Annotated in this window: 15 protein-coding genes; 9 read left to right on the forward strand and 6 right to left on the reverse strand. The window is 73.3% G+C overall.

Annotation, left to right across the window (positions count from 1 at the left end; all coding sequences use genetic code 11):
- Nucleotides 1-147: 147 nt before the first annotated feature.
- Nucleotides 148-939, reverse strand: coding sequence for a maleate cis-trans isomerase family protein (locus FYW95_RS04755; protein WP_159941577.1), 792 nt, complete (start codon nt 937-939; stop codon nt 148-150).
- 139 nt (nt 940-1,078) lie between these two features.
- Nucleotides 1,079-1,561: a DUF3830 family protein gene (locus FYW95_RS04760; RefSeq protein ID WP_159941738.1), complete on the reverse strand. Its 483-nt coding sequence runs from the start codon at nt 1,559-1,561 to the stop codon at nt 1,079-1,081.
- Nucleotides 1,562-1,876: 315 nt separating this feature from the next.
- Between FYW95_RS04760 and FYW95_RS04765 the strand changes: the two genes are divergently transcribed.
- From FYW95_RS04765 to FYW95_RS04775, 3 genes are all read left to right on the forward strand, one after another.
- Nucleotides 1,877-2,902 (forward strand): D-2-hydroxyacid dehydrogenase, encoded by a 1,026-nt coding sequence (locus FYW95_RS04765; protein ID WP_159941578.1) that lies wholly within the window; start codon nt 1,877-1,879, stop codon nt 2,900-2,902.
- A 28-nt stretch (nt 2,903-2,930) separates the two neighbouring features.
- Nucleotides 2,931-4,439, forward strand: a complete 1,509-nt coding sequence (locus FYW95_RS04770) for an amidase (RefSeq protein WP_160050040.1) — start codon at nt 2,931-2,933, stop codon at nt 4,437-4,439.
- Nucleotides 4,440-4,696: 257 nt separating this feature from the next.
- On the forward strand, nt 4,697-5,368 hold the full coding sequence (locus FYW95_RS04775) for a response regulator (RefSeq protein WP_159941580.1): 672 nt from the start codon (nt 4,697-4,699) through the stop codon (nt 5,366-5,368).
- Nucleotides 5,369-5,458: 90 nt separating this feature from the next.
- On the opposite strand, the gene FYW95_RS04780 is transcribed toward FYW95_RS04775, so the two are convergent.
- Nucleotides 5,459-7,198 (reverse strand): sensor histidine kinase, encoded by a 1,740-nt coding sequence (locus FYW95_RS04780; RefSeq protein ID WP_160050041.1) that lies wholly within the window; start codon nt 7,196-7,198, stop codon nt 5,459-5,461.
- 315 nt (nt 7,199-7,513) lie between these two features.
- Here FYW95_RS04780 and FYW95_RS04785 point away from each other — a divergent pair, with 315 nt between their 5' ends.
- Both FYW95_RS04785 and FYW95_RS04790 read left to right on the forward strand, forming a co-directional pair.
- The gene (locus tag FYW95_RS04785; RefSeq protein WP_159941582.1) at nt 7,514-8,692 is read left to right on the forward strand and encodes a hypothetical protein; all 1,179 of its coding nucleotides are present in this window, start codon (nt 7,514-7,516) and stop codon (nt 8,690-8,692) included.
- 349 nt (nt 8,693-9,041) lie between these two features.
- Entirely contained in the window at nt 9,042-10,181 is a 1,140-nt protein-coding gene (locus FYW95_RS04790; RefSeq protein ID WP_160050042.1) for a hypothetical protein, read from the forward strand.
- A 323-nt stretch (nt 10,182-10,504) separates the two neighbouring features.
- Here FYW95_RS04790 and FYW95_RS04795 read toward each other — a convergent pair whose 3' ends face one another.
- The 3 genes from FYW95_RS04795 to FYW95_RS04805 form a co-directional block, all read right to left on the reverse strand.
- The gene (locus FYW95_RS04795) at nt 10,505-12,070 is read right to left on the reverse strand and encodes an LCP family protein (protein ID WP_159941584.1); all 1,566 of its coding nucleotides are present in this window, start codon (nt 12,068-12,070) and stop codon (nt 10,505-10,507) included.
- Nucleotides 12,071-12,519: 449 nt separating this feature from the next.
- Entirely contained in the window at nt 12,520-13,248 is a 729-nt protein-coding gene (locus tag FYW95_RS04800; RefSeq protein WP_370462362.1) for a hypothetical protein, read from the reverse strand.
- 313 nt (nt 13,249-13,561) lie between these two features.
- Nucleotides 13,562-14,749, reverse strand: a complete 1,188-nt coding sequence (locus FYW95_RS04805) for an ROK family transcriptional regulator (protein ID WP_159941585.1) — start codon at nt 14,747-14,749, stop codon at nt 13,562-13,564.
- 201 nt (nt 14,750-14,950) lie between these two features.
- Here FYW95_RS04805 and zwf point away from each other — a divergent pair, with 201 nt between their 5' ends.
- The 4 genes from zwf to FYW95_RS04825 all read left to right on the forward strand — a co-directional run bounded on the left by zwf (nt 14,951) and on the right by FYW95_RS04825 (nt 19,563).
- Complete coding sequence (zwf, locus tag FYW95_RS04810; protein ID WP_159941586.1) at nt 14,951-16,429, forward strand: glucose-6-phosphate dehydrogenase; 1,479 nt, start codon at nt 14,951-14,953, stop codon at nt 16,427-16,429.
- The gene (edd, locus tag FYW95_RS04815; protein WP_159941587.1) at nt 16,426-18,267 is read left to right on the forward strand and encodes a phosphogluconate dehydratase; all 1,842 of its coding nucleotides are present in this window, start codon (nt 16,426-16,428) and stop codon (nt 18,265-18,267) included. The genes zwf and edd overlap by 4 nt, the downstream gene beginning before the upstream one ends.
- A 37-nt stretch (nt 18,268-18,304) precedes the next feature.
- Nucleotides 18,305-18,937, forward strand: a complete 633-nt coding sequence (gene eda / locus FYW95_RS04820) for a bifunctional 4-hydroxy-2-oxoglutarate aldolase/2-dehydro-3-deoxy-phosphogluconate aldolase (RefSeq protein ID WP_159941588.1) — start codon at nt 18,305-18,307, stop codon at nt 18,935-18,937.
- A gap of 446 nt (nt 18,938-19,383) precedes the next feature.
- Nucleotides 19,384-19,563 carry a hypothetical protein gene (locus tag FYW95_RS04825; protein WP_159941589.1) on the forward strand — a complete coding sequence of 60 codons (180 nt, stop codon included), beginning with the start codon at nt 19,384-19,386 and terminating at the stop codon, nt 19,561-19,563.
- The last annotated feature ends 34 nt before the right edge of the window (nt 19,564-19,597 follow it).

Below are 19,597 nucleotides of genomic sequence, written 5' to 3' on the forward strand. Positions count from 1 at the left end.
ACGTGCTCTGGGCGATGCTGCGCGACGAGCGTCCCTACGTGGCGGCGCCTCCAGTGAAGCTGGCCACGGCTGCCTGAACCGTTCACGGTCGGTCACCGCTCCGGCTTGACAACTTCATTGGGAATCTCCTTCGGTCGTGGCCCGGGGTCAGGCGGCGCTCGGCGCGGCGACGTCGATCAGGCGCTGTCCGTGGGCCACGGCCTGGCGGCCCGCCGCCCTCATGACCGCCCACATGGTGACCTGATTGGCCGCGATCACCGGTTTGCCCAGCTCCCGTTCCAGGGGCGCGATGATGTCGTAGGTGAGGACGTTGGTGCAGCTGATGAACACGGCCTGGGCGTCGGGCCGGTCCACCGAGTGCACCGCCTCGGACACCTCGGCGTAGGTCACCCGCCAGATGTGGCTGAGCAGGCCCAGCCCCACGCTGGAGGTGACCGCGACGCGGTGCTCGGCGAGGTAGGACAGGAGGCGGTCGGTCACGCTGTCCACGTAGGGCGTGACCACCGCGACCCGGTCCACCCCGAGAGCGTCCAGGGCCAGCAGGAGCGCTCCGGAGGTGGTGACGGCGGCGGGCGCCCCGGCGTCCACCATGGCCCGGTGCAGCCGCCGCTCGCCCGTCAGGCCGTGCACGAAGCTGCCCGAGGCGCACGCGTAGCCGATCGCCAGGGGTTCGGGGGCGAGCAGGGCGCGGACCGCCGGGGCCACGTGCTCCTCCCGGCACAGGGCGGCGGCCTGGTCGACCGTCACCGGCACGTGCACGTACGGCAACCGCGTCACGTGCAGCGAGACGTCGTCCGGCGTCCAGCGCCACAGCTCGCGGTCGAGCGCGAAGTCGTAGGGTGCTATGACGCCGACCCCCGCCTGCCACGGTGTCCGCGTGGTCGCGGCCAGTTCGACGACCTGCCGCGCGCCGGTGTCCTGTTCTCCGTCGGTCCGCATCGGTCACTCACCTCCCGGGGATGTGTTGTCCTGGTCTGTGCGGTGTCGTGTTCGTCCCGGGCCGACCGGCGCGGGGTGAGAGGGGTGGAACCGCCGGCCGCGGCGGGAGCGCGCGGGTGCCGTGCGGCGCCGGGCCTGGTCAGCGGTCCAGGCGCTCGTACAGCAGCCGCTCACCGACGCTTCCGGAGCGCCAGACGTCGTTGCAGGCCTCGGCCATGGCGGGGAGGTTCTCGACGACGGTGGCGAACACGTTGCCCGGAACCCAGCCGACGTCCCCGTTGAGCAGCAGGTTGTTGCGCCCGTAGAACAGGGCGAGGTCGATCACCCCGGGCAGGTGGTCGATCCCCTTGTCCTCCTTGAACGCGCGGTCGAGCATCCCGCCGTCGAAGGAGAAGTAGACGACGTCCCCGGGGATCGGCGTGACCGTGGGGTTCTCCTGGCCGGGCTCGGTCTCCGCGAACCTCGGCACCATCGTGTAGACCTCGTTGCGCGCGTACTTGGCGTGCTGGACGGCGCCGCCCTGGGGCAGCGCGTCCCACACCGCCGCGCAGGTGCGGGGCGCGTCCTTGTCCAGGAGTTCGGCCACGCAGGAGACCCCACGCCTGGCCAGGGTGATGCTTATGTACCGGGGCAATGGGACGTCCCTTCGACGGACGGCGGACAGGCGCACGGGCTCGGTGCGCACAGCCCCGGCGCGGGGCTGTTGATTGTCGACAATCCTAGGGTCCACAACGGGGGTGCGGCAATAACCCCGGTGCGTGTGGGTATCCCGGGCAGGTCAGAGGTGGTGTGAGAGGTGTGGGTTTCGGTAGGTAAGAGTCGATTTGTTGATTGTTGACAATCCTATGTCGGCTCCCTAGCGTTTCCCGTGCAGGGCGATCCCCGCATTCCCGACCACCTCTCGGAACCGCCGTCGCCAACCGGAGAGTGCACGCCCGTGAACCGTTCCACCCCTTCCGCAACCGACCGACCGAGGCTCCTGGTCCTGCACGGAGACGTCCTGCCGCCCGGCCGGGAGCGGCTGGACGGGGACCCCCGTCTGGGCGGGGTCGCCTACGCCACCGCCGAGGAGCTCCCCGCCCGGCTGCCCGGCACCCACGTGCTGCTGGTGTGGGACCTGTTCACCGAGGCGCTCGTCTCCGCCTGGCCCAAGGCCGACTCCCTGGCCTGGGTGCACGCCGCCACCACCGGGGTGGACAACCTCATGTTCCCCGGCCTGGTGGACAGCGGCGTCGTGGTCACCAACTCGCGCGGGGTGTTCGAGGAGCCGATCGCCGAGTACGTGCTCGGCCAGATCCTCGCCTTCGCCAAGGACTTCCACCGCACCTGGCGCTACCAGAGTGAACGCCGCTGGGAGCACCGGGAGACCGAGCGGGTCGCGGGCAGGCGGGTCCTCGTGGTGGGGACCGGCCCCATCGGCCGCCGCATCGCCCGCACGCTCACGGCCGTGGGGATGCGGGTGAGCGCCTCCGGCAGCCGCGCGCGCGGCGGCGACCCCGACTTCGGCACCGTCGCGGAGTCCAGCCTCGCCGAGCGGGGGGCCGACGGCGGCCCGACCCTGGTGGACGCGCTGCCCGAGGCCGACTACGTGGTGGTCGCCGCGCCGCTCACCGAGGACACCCGGGGGCTGGTCGACAGTCGCTTCCTGGAGCTGATGAAACCCACCGCGCGCCTGGTCAACGTGGCCCGCGGCCCCATCGTGGTCCAGCAGGACCTGGTGCGGGCGCTCAACGACGGGGTCATCGCCGGCGCGGCGCTGGACGTGTTCGACAGCGAACCGCTCAAGGCGGTCTCCCCGCTGTGGGGGCTGCCCGGCTCCGTGGTCTCACCGCACATGTCCGGCGACGTCGTCGGCTGGCGCGAGGACCTCATGGACCTGTTCCTGGACAACCTCGCTCGTCACCTGGACGGGCGGGACCTGCTCAACGTGGTCGACAAGAGCCGCGGCTACGTGCCGGGCTGACCCTGATGGCGTGACATGGGAGGCTGAAGTGACGATCCGTTCCGACCGGGCCGGGACCGAGGACGCGGGAGCGGCCGTCGGTAAGGCCGAGGACGCCTTCGGGGCGGCCGCGTACGCGCGGCCCGGCGGCCCCGCCACACCGGCCGACCTGTCCGCCGAGCAGCTGATCGCGGCCTACTCCTCCGGGGAGCTGTCCCCGGTGGAGGCCGTCGACGCGGTCCTGGAGCGCATCGAGCGCGACAACCCGGCGCTCAACGCGTTCTGCCTGGTGCGCCCGGACGAGGCCCGCAAGGCGGCCCGCGACTCCGCCGAGCGGTGGCGGCGCGGTGAGCCCTGCGGAGCCCTGGACGGCGTTCCGGCCTCGATCAAGGACGTGCACCTCACCCAGGGGTGGCCCACGCTCAAGGGCTCGGTCACCACCGACCAGGAGGGGCCCTGGGAGGAGGACTCCCCGGTGGTGTCCCGGCTGCGGGAGAGCGGCGCGGTCCTGGTCGGCAAGACCACCACGCCCGAACTGGCGTGGAAGGGCGTCACCGACGGCCCGCTCACCGGCGTCACCCGCAACCCGTGGGACCTGTCCACCACTCCGGGCGGATCCAGCGGCGGGTCCGCGGCGGCGGTGGCCTCCGGCATGGGTCCGCTGGCCACGGGCACCGACGGGGGCGGTTCGATCCGCATCCCGGCGAGTTTCACCGGGGTCTGCGGCATCAAGCCCACGTGGGGCCTGGTACCGCACTACCCGCCCAGCCCCTTCGGGTCGCTCGCGCACACCGGCCCGATGACCCGCACCGTGGGCGACATGGCGCTCATGCTGGAGGTCATCGCCCGCCACGACCCGCGCGACTGGGCCGCGCTGGCCTCGCCCGCGCCCGGACTCGGCGACGTGCGGCTGCGCGCCGACGCCGAGGACCTGGTGCGGGGCCTGCGCGTCGCCTACAGCCCCACGCTGGGCGGGCTGGACGTGGACCCGGAGGTGGCCGCGGTGGTGGCCGACGCGGTCGCCGTCCTCGACTCCCTGGGCGCCCGGGTGGAGGAGGCCGACCCCGGCCTGCCGGACTGCCGGGACGACTTCCACGTGCTGTGGTACTCCGGCGCGGCCAAGGCCACGGACCGGCTGACCGAGCGGCAGCGGGACCTGCTCGACCCCGGGTTGAGGAAGATCGTCGAGGAGGGGCTGACCTACTCGGCGCAGGACTACCTGACCGCGATGGCCCTGCGGATGGACATGGGCGTCCTGATGGGGCGCTTCCACGCCGAGTACGACCTGCTGCTGACCCCGGCGACGCCGGTGGCGGCCTTCGAGGCCGGGCTGGAGTCGCCTCCCGCGCTGGCGGGTGAGCGGTGGACCTCCTGGGCGGGGTTCAGCTACCCGTTCAACATGACCCAGCAGCCCGCGGCGAGCGTGCCGTGCGGGTTCACCCCGGCGGGGCTGCCCGTGGGCCTCCAGGTGGTGGGTCCCCGGCACGCCGACGCCCGGGTGCTCGCGGCCTGCCGCGCCCTGGAGATCGCCCGGCCCTGGGCGGACCGGAGGCCGTGATCCGGGGACCGCGGCGCGGGGACACGTGACACGCGACGCGGCACGGAATTCATTCTGTGTCCATTGATGCCTGTGATCCTGCCTGTACCCATTGTGATCAGGTGCTTTGTCTCCCGGGCGAGGGTGGATTGTCCGTTTAAGGGACCTTCGCCCGGGCGGTTCGGTGCCTAACGGCCTCCACGTTGCCCTCCGCACGTATTACCGTCTCCCTTGGAGCGGTGTGTGGATCGCGGTGACGCAGGGATGAGGTTGGGCCGATGACGGGTGGAGGAACCGGGAGCGCTCGTGAGCGGATCAGGGTCTTCCTGGTGGACGACCACGAGGTGGTCCGCCGCGGTGTGGCCGCCCTGCTGGAGACCGAGGACGACATGACCGTCGTCGGCGAGGCCGGGACCGCGGAACAGGCGCTGGCGCGGATCCCGGTGGTGCTCCCCGACGTCGCCGTCCTCGACGTGCGCCTTCCCGGCGGGTCGGGCGTGCAGGTGTGCCGGGAGATCCGCTCGGACCACCCCGGTATCGCCTGCCTCATGCTCACCTCGTTCGCCGATGACGACGCCCTGTACGACGCGGTGATGGCCGGTGCGGCCGGGTACGTGCTCAAGCAGATCCACGGCGCCGACCTCGTGGGCGCGGTGCGCACGGTCGCCTCCGGCGGCTCCCTGCTCGACTCGGGCAGCACCGGCGCGATGCTGGAGCGCCTGCGCGGCTCCCAGGCCGAGCCGGACCCGCTGGCCGAGCTGACCCCGCAGGAGCGGCAGATCCTCGACCTCATCGGCGAGGGCATGACCAACCGGCAGATCGGCGAGCGCCTGTACCTGGCGGAGAAGACCGTCAAGAACTACGTGTCCGCCCTGCTGTCCAAGCTGGACCTCAAGCGCCGCACCCAGGCGGCCGTGCTCGTGGCCGAGCTGCGGGGCCGCCGCTACTGACCGGGCGGCGCCCGCCGGCCCGGACGCGCCCGCCGCCCCGGCGAGCACGTCGGTCCCGGCCCGCCCGCCCCGGTGCGCCGGGCCGGGCGCTCAGCGGTACTCCTCGGGCGGCACCGGGGCGTCGGGGACGGGCACCCGCCACACCAGCACCGTGCCCCCGCCCTCCTGCCGCCGCGCGCTGAACCCGCCGCCCAGCGCCAGGGCCCGCTGCTCCAGGTTGCGCAGCCCGCTGCGCCGCCCCTCCTCGGGCAGGCCCACGCCGTTGTCGGTCACCGTCAGGGTGAGCGTCGCGGGGCCCTCCGGGGCGGCGGCCCGCTCCACCGACACCGACACGTGCACCTCCGTGGCCCTGGCGTGTCGGGCCACGTTGGTCAGCCCCTCGCCGAGCACCGCGAGCAGCTGCTCGCCGGTCTCGTCGGGCACGGAGGCGTCGATCGGCCCGTCCAGGCTCACCCCCGGATGGCAGCCCAGGCTGTGCGCGGTGTTCTCGGCCAGCCTCAGGATGCGTTCGCGCAGCGAGGTGTCCATGCGGCTGGGCGGGTTCTGGAGGTCGAAGATCGTGGAGCGGATCTCCCGGATGGTGCCGTCCAGCTCGTCGATGGTCCGCTGCACCCGTTCCCCGGCCTCGGGGGAGGTAATCAGCCGCATCGTGCTCATCAGCGTCATCGCCGAGGCGAACAGCCGCTGGATCACCACGTCGTGCAGGTCCTTGGCGATCCGGTCGCGCTCCTCCAGCACCGCCAGGCGCTCGGTGTCGCGCCGTGCCTCGGCCAGTTCCAGGGCGACCGCGGCCTGTACCGAGAAACCGTGCAGCATCCGCCGTGTCGTCGAGGTGAACGGCGCGCGGTCGGCCAGCTTGCCCAGCAGGAGCACCCCGCGGGTGTTCCCCGGCGTGCCCAGGGGCACCACCAGCCCGGGCCCGTACCCGCGGTGGGACAGCATCGGGTCGTTCGCCCCGCCCAGGTCGGGGACGCCCTTGGCCTGGCCCGACTCGTATACCCAGCCGCACACCGAGTCGTGGATCTCCACGGCGGTCCCCAGGACCTCCCGCGCCACGGGCCCGTCCGCGACCTCCGCGAACAGGTGCCCCCGCGCGCGGGGGTCGGGCAGCAGGACCACGGCCGCGTCCGCGTCGCCGATCTCCCGGGCCTGGGCGGCCATCTGGGCGAGCACCTCGGCGGTGCCGGCCCCCGACAGCAGGCGCGTGGTGATCTCCGTGGAGGCGGCCAGCCACCGCTCGCGCAGCCGCGCCTCCTCGTACAGGCGGGCGTTCTCGATCGCCACACCGGCGGCGGTGGCCAGCGCGGTGACCATCGCCTCGTCCTCCTCGTCGAACTCCCCGCCGCTGGCCTTCTCCGTGAGGTAGAGGTTGCCGAACACCTCGTCCCGCACCTGGATGGGTACGCCGAGGAAACTCCCCATGTGCGGGTGTCCCTCGGGAAAGCCCTCGAAGTCGGGGTGGTCCCGCAGGTCGGCCAGGCGCAGCGGGGTGCGCTTGAGCAGCGGCACCCCCAGGACGCCCCTGCCCTGCGGGAACCGTTTGATGCGGGCGGACTGCTCCTCGCTCATCCCCACGGGAATGAACTCGCTGAAGCCGCCGTCCTCGTCCACCACGCCCAGGCCCGCGTAGCGGGCGCCGGTCAGCTGCGCCGCCGCCTCGGTCAGCCTGCGCAGGACGGTGGCCAGGTCCAGGTCGCCGCCGATGCTGAGGACGGCCTGCAGCAGCGAACGCACGCGGCCCTGCGCGGACAGGCGCGCGTCCAGGGAGTGCGTCTCGGTCAGCAGGTCGCTCAGGAGGGACGGGGAGGGGCTCTGGGGGAACTCGGTCATGGGTGGGTCAACCTCCACAGAGCCGGTCGGACGGTCTGGCAATGCAGGCTATTCCTAGGGTGTAATGGTCGAATTGTCGTTGGTTTTTTCCCGGTTTGCCACATCGGGCCGTTAGGAAACCGGTTCCGGAGGGAGCGAATTACCGGGGATTCAGGGTTCCGGTCGCCTAATTCATGCTAACGTCGCGTTCAGCGGACGCACCAAGGTCTCCGGCCTCGCGTCCCGCGGTACGGAACGCGCTGCCCACGGCGCCGTTGCCGACCCCGACCGCCCCCCGCGTGTCGGTCCCGCACCCCACGGTGGAAGGAAGCCCCGGTGTCTGGAGTCCACGGTCTCACGAGCGCCTCCGGCGTTCGTTCCGCCGTGCTCCCCGCGCCGGTCCGCAGGGCGCTGCTGCTCGCCGCCCTGCTCTGCGGGGTCCTGGGCGCCGCGTGGCTGGCCTCCGCCGAGCCCGCCCGGGCCGGGGAGAGGCCGGACGCCGCCGCCGTCCAGGGGGCCCAGGGCAACCGACCCGAGACCGCCGCCGCGCCGGCCGGGGCCCCCGCGGCCCAGTCGGCTCAGGGGCGGAGCGGCTCGGACCACCCGGGCCAGAAGCCCTCCGGACAGGGCGGCTCGCAGCAGCAGTCCCGGCCGGAGCAGGCCGCTCCCTCGCAGAGCGCCGCTCCGCAGGCCGCTCCCTCACAACAGAGCACCGCCTCACGGAGCACCGCCCCGCAGGGCGGCTCCCGGCCGGAGACGGCCGACGCCAGCGCGGGTCAGCGCGGCGGGACCGCGTCCCGGGCGGGGGAGGCGCGTTCCACGGTGGCGCGGTCCGCCACGGCGGGCACCGCGCGCGCCGAAGACGTACGCGCCGAGGCCGCCAGCCGTGTTCCCGCCACCAGCGCCGTCAGCGGGCCCGACACCCCCCTGACCGGAACCGTAGCGGCCGTGGGGCAGGGCACCACCCGGATGCTGTTCGACTCCTCGGTGCCCGCCGCCGTCCCGACTGTCGGCCCCGGCAACTCCGACGTCGCGCAGCACGTCCGCGACGCCCTGGAGGGGGCCACCAACCCCGGAGGCCGGACCCTGCCCTGGCAGGCCCTGGCCCACGGGGCCCGGGGCACCGATGACTGCGCCGGAACCTCCGCCGAGCCCGGGCGCCGGTCCGGACCGGCGCGCGAGGCAGCGGCGACGGAGTCCCGCGGCGCCGCTCCCGGCCTGGTGCCGCTGCACACGGCCGTCACCGCCACGGCGCAGGCCCCCGACGAGGCCGCTCCGCAGGACGGGACCGAGCCGTTCACGGCTGAGGCCTCCTCCCCGGTGACCAGTACCGTCACGGGCACGTCCGGCGCCGGTACCGCGTCCGGGGGCGCCGCGGGCGGCACCGCCGTCGCGGGCTACCTGCCCGCCACCGGGGCTCCCGCCCCGGCTCCCGGCCAGGTCCAGGCCGCGTGGCACGTCCTGCGCTCGGTTCCCGCCGAGTCCGCCGACGAGCCGACCTTCTCGCCCGACTAGCGGGCTTCTCCCGGTCGCACCGCGACCCCTCTCTGGCACGACCCCTCCCAGCACCGGGACCGCACGGACGACCACCGTGCGCGACCGATCCCGGCACCTCTGGGGATTGACGTGAGCCGCGCACCTCGACAGCGAGGTTCACGTCAGTCAGTGGCCATCCAGAACCACGACTGATGACCGGCCGGGCCGGTCGCTCCCTCCAGGAGCGGCAGGCCCTCCCACCGGAAAGCTCGCACCAGGCGGATTCCTCCCCCCGGCCAGGGGAGCGGAGGCGCCGGACCAAGGGGAACGACACCCGCCCCGACGTCCACCCGACAGCCACATATGACACTCCGGAAGGACCACCCACATGTTCAACAACGCCCGCAGCTCTGCCAGGACCCTGCTGGTGGCCGCCAGCACCGCGGGTTTCGTCGCTCTCGGCGCTGGGATCGCGGGGGCCGACGCCCTCGGCGGCGCCACCGACGGCCTGCGCCTGGACGACCTGGGCAGCCAGGTCCCCGCTCCGCTGACGGAGGGCCTGTCCACGCCCCTGGGCGACCTGGCCAAGGTCGAGCCCGGCCAGATCTCCGCCCAGCCGGACGTGCGCCGCCAGTCGGCCCCCGAGCCCCTCGGCGGCATCGTCGGGGACAGCGTCAACACCCCGATCGAGACGGGAGAGGGCAACTCCACCAACCTCGGCCCGCTGGACCTGGTCCCGTCGGCCGACACACTGGCGCAGGGCTCCGCGAGCCCCGTCGCGGGTGACCCGGTCTCGGGCCTGCTGAGCGGCCTGGGCCTCGGTGACACGAACCCGCTGAGCGGCCTGGGCCTGGGCGGTTCCGGCCTGACGGGCGGCCAGTCGACCCTGCCGCTGAGCCAGCCGGTCAACAACACCAACGGCAAGACCCACTCCACGCTCAACCGGGTGAACTCCGCGGTCAAGCAGGGCACCCACGGCCTGGGCGGCGGAAAGTCGACCCTGCCGCTGGGCAACGCCAACGGCGAGAGCCGCTCCACGCTCAACCAGCTGGGCTCGGCGGTCGAGCGGGGCACCCACGAGGTGGGCGGTGAGCTGAACGGCCTGGACGCCACCGTGCCCGCCTCCGGCGACACGCTGCCCCTGGCCGCCGCCTTGGACACCCCCGTCGCCCCGATCAACGGCCAGAACGCCGACCTGACCGGGGGAACCGCGGGGATCGTCTCCGACCTGGTGCTCTCCGACGACGTGGCGCTGCCCATGTCCGCCGAGCGCAGCCCGCTGCCCCAGCCCGTCGGCGACGCGCCGATCGAGCTGCTGCCGGTGCCCGAGGACGCCCTGCCCGTGGCCGGTCCCGAGACGGCCGCCGCCACCGGGCTGGTCGTCGACACCGTGCGCATGACCGAGCTGGACCCCGGCGCCGACACGTTCGGCAACGACCTGGTCGGGGTGGAGGGGATGCCGCAGCTGGGTGAGCCCAGCCTCGACACCGGCGCGCTGGACGACACGCTGTCCGGCGGCCTCGTCTGACCTTCCTGGAACGTGCGTCCGCCCCGTGGGCGGACGCACCGGCCTCGGGCGGTGCGCGTGACCGCCACCCGCTGACTGGGGCGCCGTACGGAACTGTGGGGGTTCCAGGCGCGTACCGGCGGGAACGGCGTGTGTCCCCGCCGCCCGAGGCACCACCGCGGCTCCGGATATGGGGGAGATCCGGAGCCGCGGTCCTCCACGTCGGGGGCCGGTCCGATCCCGTTGGGGAGCGGACCGACGACGAGGGCCCCGGGCGGGACGGACCTGTGTCCGTCCCGCCCGGGGCCCGTATCCTGTCCCAGGCGCTCCGCGTCCTCCCGCCGCTACTCGCCGTCCTCGTCCGTGCCGAAGCCCAGGCCGTCCGAGCAGGGGTCGTAGGTGGCGTCGCGCCCCCGGCCCGGCGGCGAGGGCTCCGCCGCCTCGGGCGGGGAGGCGTTCGCGGAGTCCTCGTCCACCGGGGAGGGGGAGGCCCCCGGCGGATCCTGGGGCGCCGCGGCGTCGTCGGCCATCAGCACGGGCAGCGGCCGGTCCTCGCGCACCGCCGCGAACAGCTTCGCCGCCTCCTCCTCGAACCACATGACCCGGTTGGGGTTGGCGGGTGCTTGGTACCAGGGCACGGTGTGGAACTCGATGTCCTCCAGGTCCGCGTCGGCCAGGGTCACGGCGATCGAGAGCATCCGGTCGAAGGTCAGGGCCCGGTCGGTGGCGCTGTTCTGGGCCACCGCACGCAGGATGCCGTTCAGCTTGGTGGGACTGGCCAGCACGTCGCCGCTGGTCACCTGGTCGGCGAGGGCGGCCAGGAACATCTGCTGGCGGTCGATGCGGCCGATGTCGCCGCCGTCGCCGATCTCGTAGCGTGCCCGGACGAAGGACAACGCCTGGTCCCCGTCGAGTGTCTGCCGCCCCGCCTCCAGGTCGAGCTTGGAGCGGCTGTCCCGCATCGGTTCGGGGATGCACATGTCCACCCCGCCGATCGCGTTGACGACGTCGCGGAAGCTCATGAAGCTCAGGTGCACGAAGTGGTCGACCCGGATGTCGGTGAGCGACTCGATGGTGCGCACCACGCAGGGCGGACCGCCGTGGTACATCGCCGCGTTGATCATGCCGAAGTAGCCCTGCGTGCCCTCGGTCTCGCCGTAGGGGTCGCACTGCGGCAGGCTGACCAGGGAGTCCCGGGGGAAGCTGATCACCGACACCCGGTTCTGCGGGGAGATGTGCGCCAGCATGATCGCGTCCGAGCGCTCGCCCTCGAACTCGCTCGTGTAGGCGGTCGTCCCCTCCTCGTAGCCGTCGGTGCCGATGAAGAGGATGTTGACCGCGTCGTTGATCCGGTCGGGCCGCTCCTCCTCCTTGAGGAGCGACTCGATGTCGTGCTGGACCATCCCCGAGCGCAGCGAGTGGTAGTAGCCGTAGGCGGTGGCGACCCCGGCGGTCAGGACGAGCGCCAGGCCAGCGGCGGCCCACACGAGGAACCTGCGCGCCCGGCGCCGCCCGCGCGGCGGGGGCGCCACCGCGGTGGCGCCGGCGGCGTCCGCGGGCTCCGGGGCCTGCGCGGGCTCCCCGGACTGCTCGGTTCCCCCGCTCTGCTCGGGCTCTGCGGACGGTTCCGCCTCTGCGCCCCCGCCAACCTCGTCAGTCTCAGAGGACTCCTCGCCCCCTGCGGTCTCCCGGGGCTCGTCCCCGTTCTCCGGGGAGTCCGTCGCGGCCTCTTCGCCGGGATCCTCCTCCCCCGTGCTCCCGGCGGGCCCGGTCTCCGCCCGGCCCTCGCCTTCGTCCCGGCCGCCGGGGTCGTCTCCGGTTCGGTCGGCCTCGTGCGGGCCGCTCTCGGGCGTCTCGTCTGGTGTGTGGTCCGCGCCTGGGTCTGCGGCGGGGTTCTCGTCAGCGGGCATCGTGCAATCTCGGTGAGTTCGGACAGCGGGACGTGCCAACGGTCGGACACCGGCCCGGGAGGGTCACGCGTCCGCGTCCGGGGAAGGGCGGGGGCCGCGCGGGGTACCGGAGGCGGGCGGTCGCCGAATCCGGGGCCTGCGCTTCGTCGGGGGAGGCCCGCGGGGCACCGGCGGCGCGGGGGAACGAGCGCCGCCCTACGACACGGGAAATCCGCGTGTGGCAGTGATCCTAGGTGAAGTTCCCGTCGGTCGCGCGCTCGGGTTGTCCGTGAGCGGCGGACCTGACCACAATTGCGCCGCACAATTCATCAGCTCCACGGTCGTCGTCCGGAGCCCGTGCGCCTGACTTTCCCCTGGATGTCCGCATGAAACCCCTATGGGGTGACATGTTGGCGTGCGTTCGGTGCCTGTATATCGGATATGCACGCAACGATCCGGCGTTTCACGGATCAGTCATCCCAGAAGGCGCTCTCCTTCGGGGGGTCCTCCTCCTCGGCGTCGGCGGCGGAGGAGCGCCCGCCCTTGGCGGCGGGCTTGGCCGCGGCCTTGCCGGTGGCGGCCTTGGCGGTCTTGCGGGTGGAGGAGGCGGTCCTGGTGCCGCCGGTGTGCCGCGGGCGCGGGGTGACGGCGCTCTTGGCGATGGGCTCCGCGGCCTCCGTGGGCTTGGGGGTCTCGCCGGAGTGGATGCTCAGCGCCTCCTCCTCCACGGACAGCATCTTGCGCACCGGGGCGGGCACCTCGGGCAGCCGCTCCGAGCGCAGGTGCGCGCCGAGCACCTCCAGGGCGTGGTCGCACAGCAGCTGGCGGGCGCGCGCGGCCCTGACCCCGCTCAGCTCCTCGATCTCGGGCAGGTTCCGCTCGCGCAGCAGGCGGATGACGTCGCGCAGCCGCTCCCGCGTCTTGCGGTCGGTCATCGACATGACCGTCAGCTCCGCCTCGGCCAGGAAGCTCTCCTGGCTGTCACCGGAGTCGCGCTCGGCGATGAAGGCGCTGGTGAGCGTGCGCGCGGAGGCCCGGGAGGAGGCGCGGAGGCCGTCGCGCCGGACGAGGCGGGCCTGGAGGGCGGTCACGACGACGCTGGTGACCAGGCTGATTCCGGCACCCAGCAGGATCAGGAGGAGGGGGTTGTCGAGGGGCACGGCGGAGACCTTTCCGGGGGTCCGCACGGGCACGGTCACGGGAGTGACGGAAGGTGTGCGGTGGGGCGGGACCGATGCGGGGCGACTATTCGCCACATCCGGGGCGGTTGTCAAGTGTGGGTGCGGGGCCTCCGCCCGCTCGCGGCGGCGTCGGCGCAGGTCGGCGGGGACGGGGGAACCGGAGGGGACGGGGCGGGGGTCGGCCGTACGACGGAGGTGTTCGGGACTGCGTCGGCAGAGCCCGGGGCTTCGCCGGGAGAGCTCGGTCTCCCCCTTCGGCATTCCCGGTCGGGCGCGGGGGTAACGTCCGTCCACAGGCTGCGGACGGAGCGGGTCCCGCGGGGAGTGGGACTCACCCGGCCAGGAGTTTGTTCACCGCCTCCGGGGAGAGGATCTCCTCGGTCACCATGGCCGCGCACCCGCGCACGCCCGCGTCGTCCCACAGGGAGCTGGACACCACGCGCAGCTGTCGCGTGGCCAGGGCGGTGCACTGCTGGAACACCACCTCGCGCACCCCCGCGACCAGGTGGTCGTAGGCCTCCGACAGGTCGCCGCCGAGCACGATCACCTCGGGGTTGAGGAGGTTCACCGCGCCGGCGAGGGCCTCGCCGAGCCGCCGCCCGGCGGACCGGACCAGGGTGACCGCCACCGGGTCGGCCGCGGCGGCCAGCGCCACCAGGTCCTTGAGCGTGTCCACCTCGCGGCCCTGCCGGACGGCCTCCTCCAGGAGCCGCCGTCCGCCCGCGACCGCCTCCAGGCAGTCGGTGTTGCCGCAGCGGCAGGGGAGACCGCCGCCGTCGCGCACCGGGATGTGCCCGATCTCCCCGGCGGCGCCCAGCGCCCCGCGCAGCAGCCGGCCGCCGGACAGCAGACCGGCGCCGATCCCCGTGGAGACCTTCACGAACACCATGTCGCCGGGGTGGCCGTGCCCGCCCGCGATGTGCTCGCCGAGCGCCATCACGTTCACGTCGTTGTCCACCATGACCGGTACCGGGAAGCGCTCGGTGACCAGCGGGGCCAGGGGCACCCCGGCCCACTTGCCCAGGAAGGGGCGGTCGTCGGCGTGCCCCGCGTGGAACTCGACGGTGCCGGGCAGGCCGATGCCCACGCCGCGTACGTCGGCCGGCGTGCGGCCCAGCGCGGCGATCTGCTCGGACCACGTCTCCAGCAGCCAGGGGATGGTGGCGTCGGGGCCCTGTTCCATGTCCGGGGAGCCGGGCGCGCGGACCAGCACCTCCCCGTTGAGGTCGCACACCGCCGCCTGGCTGCGGGCCATGCCCAGGGCGCTGGTGAGGATGAGGCCGCTCGCGGCGTTGAACTCCAGGAGGGTGGGCGGCCGGCCGCCGCTGGAGACCGCCCCCGGCTCCTCCGTGACCAGTCCGCTGTTGATCAGCTCGGTCACCCGCAGGGCGACGGAGGGGCGGGACAGGCCCGTGACCCGGCCGATCTCGGTGCGGCTGGCGGCGGCGCCCGAACGGATCAGCTCCAGGATGTGCCCGCTGGTGGCGGAGGAGGACAGGCGTCCCGGGGTTCTGGCCATATCTCATTCAACCATGGGGTTACGACATGAAGGCTGGGAGGTTATGTAAATAATTGTTCTCAAGTGTGCTTGGTTTTTTACCATAGTCAGGCTTAGAGTCGAAAGGGGCGAACGGGCCCACCAGGCCGGTCCGCTCCCTCGCGTCACACTCCACCCCCCCATCCCCCACACCCCTTCCCTCTCCGCTGGAGCAGACCGAAGATGTCGCAGCAGTCCGCGCCCCGCCCCGCCGACCTGGTGGTCTTCGGGGGCACCGGCGACCTGTCCATGCGCAAACTCCTCCCCTCCCTCTACCTCCTGGACCGCGACGGCCACCTGGACGCGAGGACCCGCGTCGTCGCCGTCTCCCGGGACGGCCTCACCGACGCCGACTTCAGGGACAAGGCCGCGGCCGCGGTCCGCGGCCACCAGGCCGTGCAGGTGACCGAGCCCGACGTGCTGCGCCGCTTCCTGGAGCGCCTCTCCCACACCACCGTCGACGTCGGCGGCGACCCCTCCGGCTGGGAGGACCTCGCCGCGGTCCTGGCCCCCGACCGCGACCGCGTCTTCTACCTCGCCGTCCCGCCGATGATCTCCGGGGAGATCTGCCGCGGCCTGGCCGCCGCCGGACTCGTCACCCCCGCCGCCCGCGTGGTCATGGAGAAGCCCCTGGGCCGCGACCTGGCCTCGTCCCAGGCCGTGAACGATGCGGTGGGCGCGGTCTTCGACGAGTCGAGGACCTACCGGATCGACCACTACCTGGGCAAGGAGACCGTCCAGAACCTGCTGGTGCTGCGGTTCGCCAACGTCTTCCTCGAACCCCTGTGGAACTCCCGCTGGATCGACCACGTGCAGATCACCGCGGCCGAGACCGTCGGCGTGGGCGGGCGCCGCGGCTACTACGACACCTCCGGCGCCATGCGCGACATGGTGCAGAACCACCTGCTCCAGCTGCTCTGCCTGACGGCCATGGAGCCCCCCTCCAGCTACGACCGCGACGCCGTGCGCGACGAGAAGCTCAAGGTCCTGCAGTCCCTGCGCCCGCTGGAGGGCGACCGCGTCGCCGAGGACACCGTGCGCGGCCAGTACGGGCGCGGCACGGTCCAGGGCGCCGAGGTGCTCGGCTACCTGGACGAGGCGGGCGGCCCGGCCGCCAGCGACACCGAGACCTTCGTGGCCCTGCGCGCGGAGATCGCCAACTGGCGCTGGGCGGGCGTGCCCTTCTACCTGCGCACCGGCAAGCGCATGTCCCACTCCCGCTCCGAGATCGTGGTCCGCTTCCGCGAGGTGCCGCACCCGATCTTCCCCGGCACCCACCTGCCCGGTGCGGGCAGCCTCGTCATCCGGCTCCAGCCGGACGAGGGCATCCACCTGACCATGCTGGCCAAGACGCCCGGCGCCGGAGCGCTGCGGCTGCGGCCGGTCCCCCTGGAGCTCAGCTTCGCCGACACCTTCTCCACCCGCTCGCCCGAGGCCTACGAGCGGCTGCTGATGGACGTCCTGGCGGGGGACTCCACTCTCTTCATGCGCCGCGACGAGGTCGAGGCCGCCTGGCGCTGGGTGGACCCCGTCATCGAGGCGTGGAACGGGCTGAGCACCACCCCCGAGACCTATCCAGCCGGAAGCGCCGGCCCCGCGGGCGCGCACCGGCTCATCGGCCGTACCGGCCGTACGTGGTACGAAGAGGAGCGACACCGATGACCGCGCACAATCCCGACGGCACCGGGCACGGGCCCGCCGTCCACCCCGTCGTCGCCGACGTCACCCGGCGCCTCGCCGAGCGCAGCGCCCAGACGCGTGCGGCCTACCTGGCCCGCGTGGACGCGGCCGCCGCCGAGGGGCCCGCCCGCAGCACCCTGGGCTGTGCCAACCTGGCCCACGGGTTCGCGGCCTGCGGCGTGGGCGACAAGCTCAAGCTCTCCGGGAACGTCACGCCGAACCTGGCGATCGTCTCCTCCTACAACGACATGCTCTCCGCGCACCAGCCGCTGGAGTCCTACCCGGCCGTGATCAAGGCCGCCGTGTCCGAGGCGGGCGGCGTCGCCCAGTTCGCGGGCGGCGTGCCCGCGATGTGCGACGGGGTCACCCAGGGCCGCGCGGGCATGGAGCTGTCCCTGTTCAGCCGGGACGTCATCGCGATGTCCACGGCCGTGGCCCTGTCCCACGACATGTTCGACGGCGCGCTGATGCTCGGCGTGTGCGACAAGATCGTGCCGGGCCTGCTCATCGGCGCCCTGTCCTTCGGCCACCTGCCCGTGGCCTTCGTGCCCGCCGGTCCGATGCCCTCGGGCCTGCCCAACAAGGACAAGGCCCGCGTGCGCCAGCAGTTCGCCGAGGGCAAGGTGGGCCGCCGCGAGCTGCTCCAGGCCGAGTCCGCGGCCTACCACTCGCCGGGCACCTGCACCTTCTACGGCACCGCCAACTCCAACCAGATGCTCATGGAGGTCATGGGCCTGCACCTGCCGGGGGCCAGCTTCGAGCAGCCGGGCACCCCGATGCGCGAGGCCCTGACCGCCGAGGCCGGCCGCCGCGTGCTCGCCCGCACCGCGCTGGGCGAGGACTACAACCCCGTCGGCTACCAGGTCGACGAGCGCGCCGTGGTCAACGCCGTGGTCGCCCTGCTGGCCACCGGCGGCTCCACCAACCACACCCTGCACCTGGTGGCCATCGCCCGCGCCGCCGGTATCGAGCTGACCTGGGACGACTTCACCGCGCTGTCCGAGGTGGTGCCGCTGCTCACCCGCATGTACCCCAACGGCGCCGCGGACGTGAACCAGTTCCACGAGGCGGGCGGCATGGCCTACCTCATCGGCTCCCTGCTGGACGCCGGGCTGCTGCACGAGGACGTCCGCACCCTGGCGGGGGAGGGGCTGAGCCGCTACCGCCAGACCCCCCGTCTGAACGGAACCGAGCTGACCTGGGTCGACGGGCCCAAGGAGAGCGGCGACACCACCGTGCTGCGCGGCGCCGACGACCCCTTCGCCCCCGACGGCGGCCTGCGCATGCTCTCGGGCAACCTGGGCCGCGCCGTCATCAAGGTGTCCGCCGTGGCCCCCGAGCGCCACGTGGTGGAGGCCCCCGCCCGCGTCTTCGGCGACCAGGCCGAGCTCCAGGCGGCCTTCTCCGCCGGTGAGCTGACCGGCGACTTCGTCGCGGTGGTCCGTTTCCAGGGGCCGCGCGCCAACGGGATGCCCGAGCTGCACAAGCTCACCCCGCCGCTGGCCGTGCTCCAGGACCGCGGCCAGAAGGTGGCCCTGGTGACCGACGGGCGCATGTCCGGCGCCTCCGGCAAGGTACCCGCGGCCATCCACGTGTCCCCCGAGGCCGAGGCGGGCGGTCCGCTGGCCTACGTGCGCGACGGCGACGTCATCCGACTGGACGCCGTCGCGGGCACCCTGGAGGTGCTGGCCGACCTGTCCGGGCGCGAGCCCGCGCGGGCCACCACGGACTCCTCCACCGGTACCGGGCGTGAGCTGTTCGCCGCCATGCGCGCCGCGGTCGGCCCCGCCGAGACCGGTGCCGGCGTCTTCGGCGTCTGACGTTCCTTCCCGATCCACCGAACCTGGAGAACACGACATGACGACGAGCCCCCGTTCGGGTGCCGACATCCTCGACCTGGCCCCGGTGATGCCGGTGGTGGTCGTCCGGGAGGCCGAGAGCGCCGTGCCGCTGGCCCGCGCGCTGGTGGCCGGAGGGCTGCCCGGCATCGAGGTGACCCTGCGCACCCCGGCCGCGCTGGAGGCCATCGAGCGGATCGCCGCGGAGGTGCCCGAGGCCGTGGTGGGGGCGGGCACCGTGGTCACGCCCGACCAGGCCAAGGCGGCGGCCGCGGCCGGTGCGCGCTTCCTGGTCAGCCCCGGCTGCACGGACGGCCTGGCCTCGGCGATGGCCGACACCGGCCTGCCCTTCCTGCCCGGCGTGGGCACCGTCTCCGAGACGATGGCGCTCCTGGAGCGCGGGATCTCGGAGCTGAAGTTCTTCCCGGCCGAGGCCGCGGGCGGCGCCGCGTTCCTCAAGTCGCTCGCCGGCCCGCTGCCGCAGGTGCGGTTCTGCCCCACCGGCGGCATCACCCCGGACTCCGCCCCCTCCTACCTGTCCCTGCCGAACGTGGGCTGCGTGGGCGGCAGCTGGCTGACCCCGGCCGACCTGGTCTCGGCGGGCCGGTGGGACCGGATCACGGAACTGGCCCGCGGGGCCGCGGCCCTGTAGCCCTTTTCCCCGCCCCCGGCCGCCGTTCCGGCGGCCGGGGGCTTTTCCTTTTCCCGGCGGTTTTCCGGTTCTCCCGGGCCGTCGCCGTTCCGCCGCGGGGAGGGGCGCCTCCTCCCCGGGGAGGGGGCGGCGGGTGCGGACGCGGTTCCCGGGGAGGTCGGGCCGCAACCTCCCCGGACCCGGGGAGGAGCGGGGAAGGGCCTGGTGAATGCCGATCTTCTCCCGCGTACCGGACTTTCCTTCTCCGGCGGGAGGGCGCCTCCTCTCCGCGGACCCCGTACGACGGGGCGGGCACCCCTCCCCGCAGGAGGCGCCCGGACGGTCCCGAAGAAGGGCGGAAAAATGGTCCGCGCGAATGAAGACGGAGTCGGGTGCTAAGCCTAATGTGTATTTCACAACAGGCGTTACCGACAAAACGGTCGCCGTGTTCGAAGGAATTCACTGTTATGGCCATTCCCGCCAGCAACCGCCCCGAGATCAACCTCGACGTCGACGCCGAGACCTTCGAGACCCCCGGCTCGGGCCAGTCCGTGGAGAACAACGGCGCCGAGGCCCCCGGCCCGATCACCTTCGGCACCACCTGCTGGGGCACCCCCTGCCCGAGCGCCAACACCGTCTCCTGCTGAGAACCGCGGACCCCACACGGCCGTGACGGGGACC

The organism is Nocardiopsis sp. FR4 (assembly GCF_009830945.1).
Classification (GTDB): Bacteria; Actinomycetota; Actinomycetes; order Streptosporangiales; family Streptosporangiaceae; genus Nocardiopsis.

Excerpts from the sequence above, each read along its gene's own strand:
- FYW95_RS04755 (WP_159941577.1), bottom strand. The coding sequence starts at position 939 with ATGCGGACCGACGGAGAACAGGACACCGGCGCGCGGCAGGTCGTCGAA.
- FYW95_RS04775 (WP_159941580.1), top strand. The coding sequence starts at position 4,697 with ATGACGGGTGGAGGAACCGGGAGCGCTCGTGAGCGGATCAGGGTCTTC.
- FYW95_RS04780 (WP_160050041.1), bottom strand. The coding sequence starts at position 7,198 with ATGACCGAGTTCCCCCAGAGCCCCTCCCCGTCCCTCCTGAGCGACCTG.
- FYW95_RS04790 (WP_160050042.1), top strand. The coding sequence starts at position 9,042 with ATGTTCAACAACGCCCGCAGCTCTGCCAGGACCCTGCTGGTGGCCGCC.
- FYW95_RS04795 (WP_159941584.1), bottom strand. The coding sequence starts at position 12,070 with ATGCCCGCTGACGAGAACCCCGCCGCAGACCCAGGCGCGGACCACACA.
- FYW95_RS04805 (WP_159941585.1), bottom strand. The coding sequence starts at position 14,749 with ATGGCCAGAACCCCGGGACGCCTGTCCTCCTCCGCCACCAGCGGGCAC.
- zwf (WP_159941586.1), top strand. The coding sequence starts at position 14,951 with ATGTCGCAGCAGTCCGCGCCCCGCCCCGCCGACCTGGTGGTCTTCGGG.
- edd (WP_159941587.1), top strand. The coding sequence starts at position 16,426 with ATGACCGCGCACAATCCCGACGGCACCGGGCACGGGCCCGCCGTCCAC.
- eda (WP_159941588.1), top strand. The coding sequence starts at position 18,305 with ATGACGACGAGCCCCCGTTCGGGTGCCGACATCCTCGACCTGGCCCCG.
- FYW95_RS04825 (WP_159941589.1), top strand. The coding sequence starts at position 19,384 with ATGGCCATTCCCGCCAGCAACCGCCCCGAGATCAACCTCGACGTCGAC.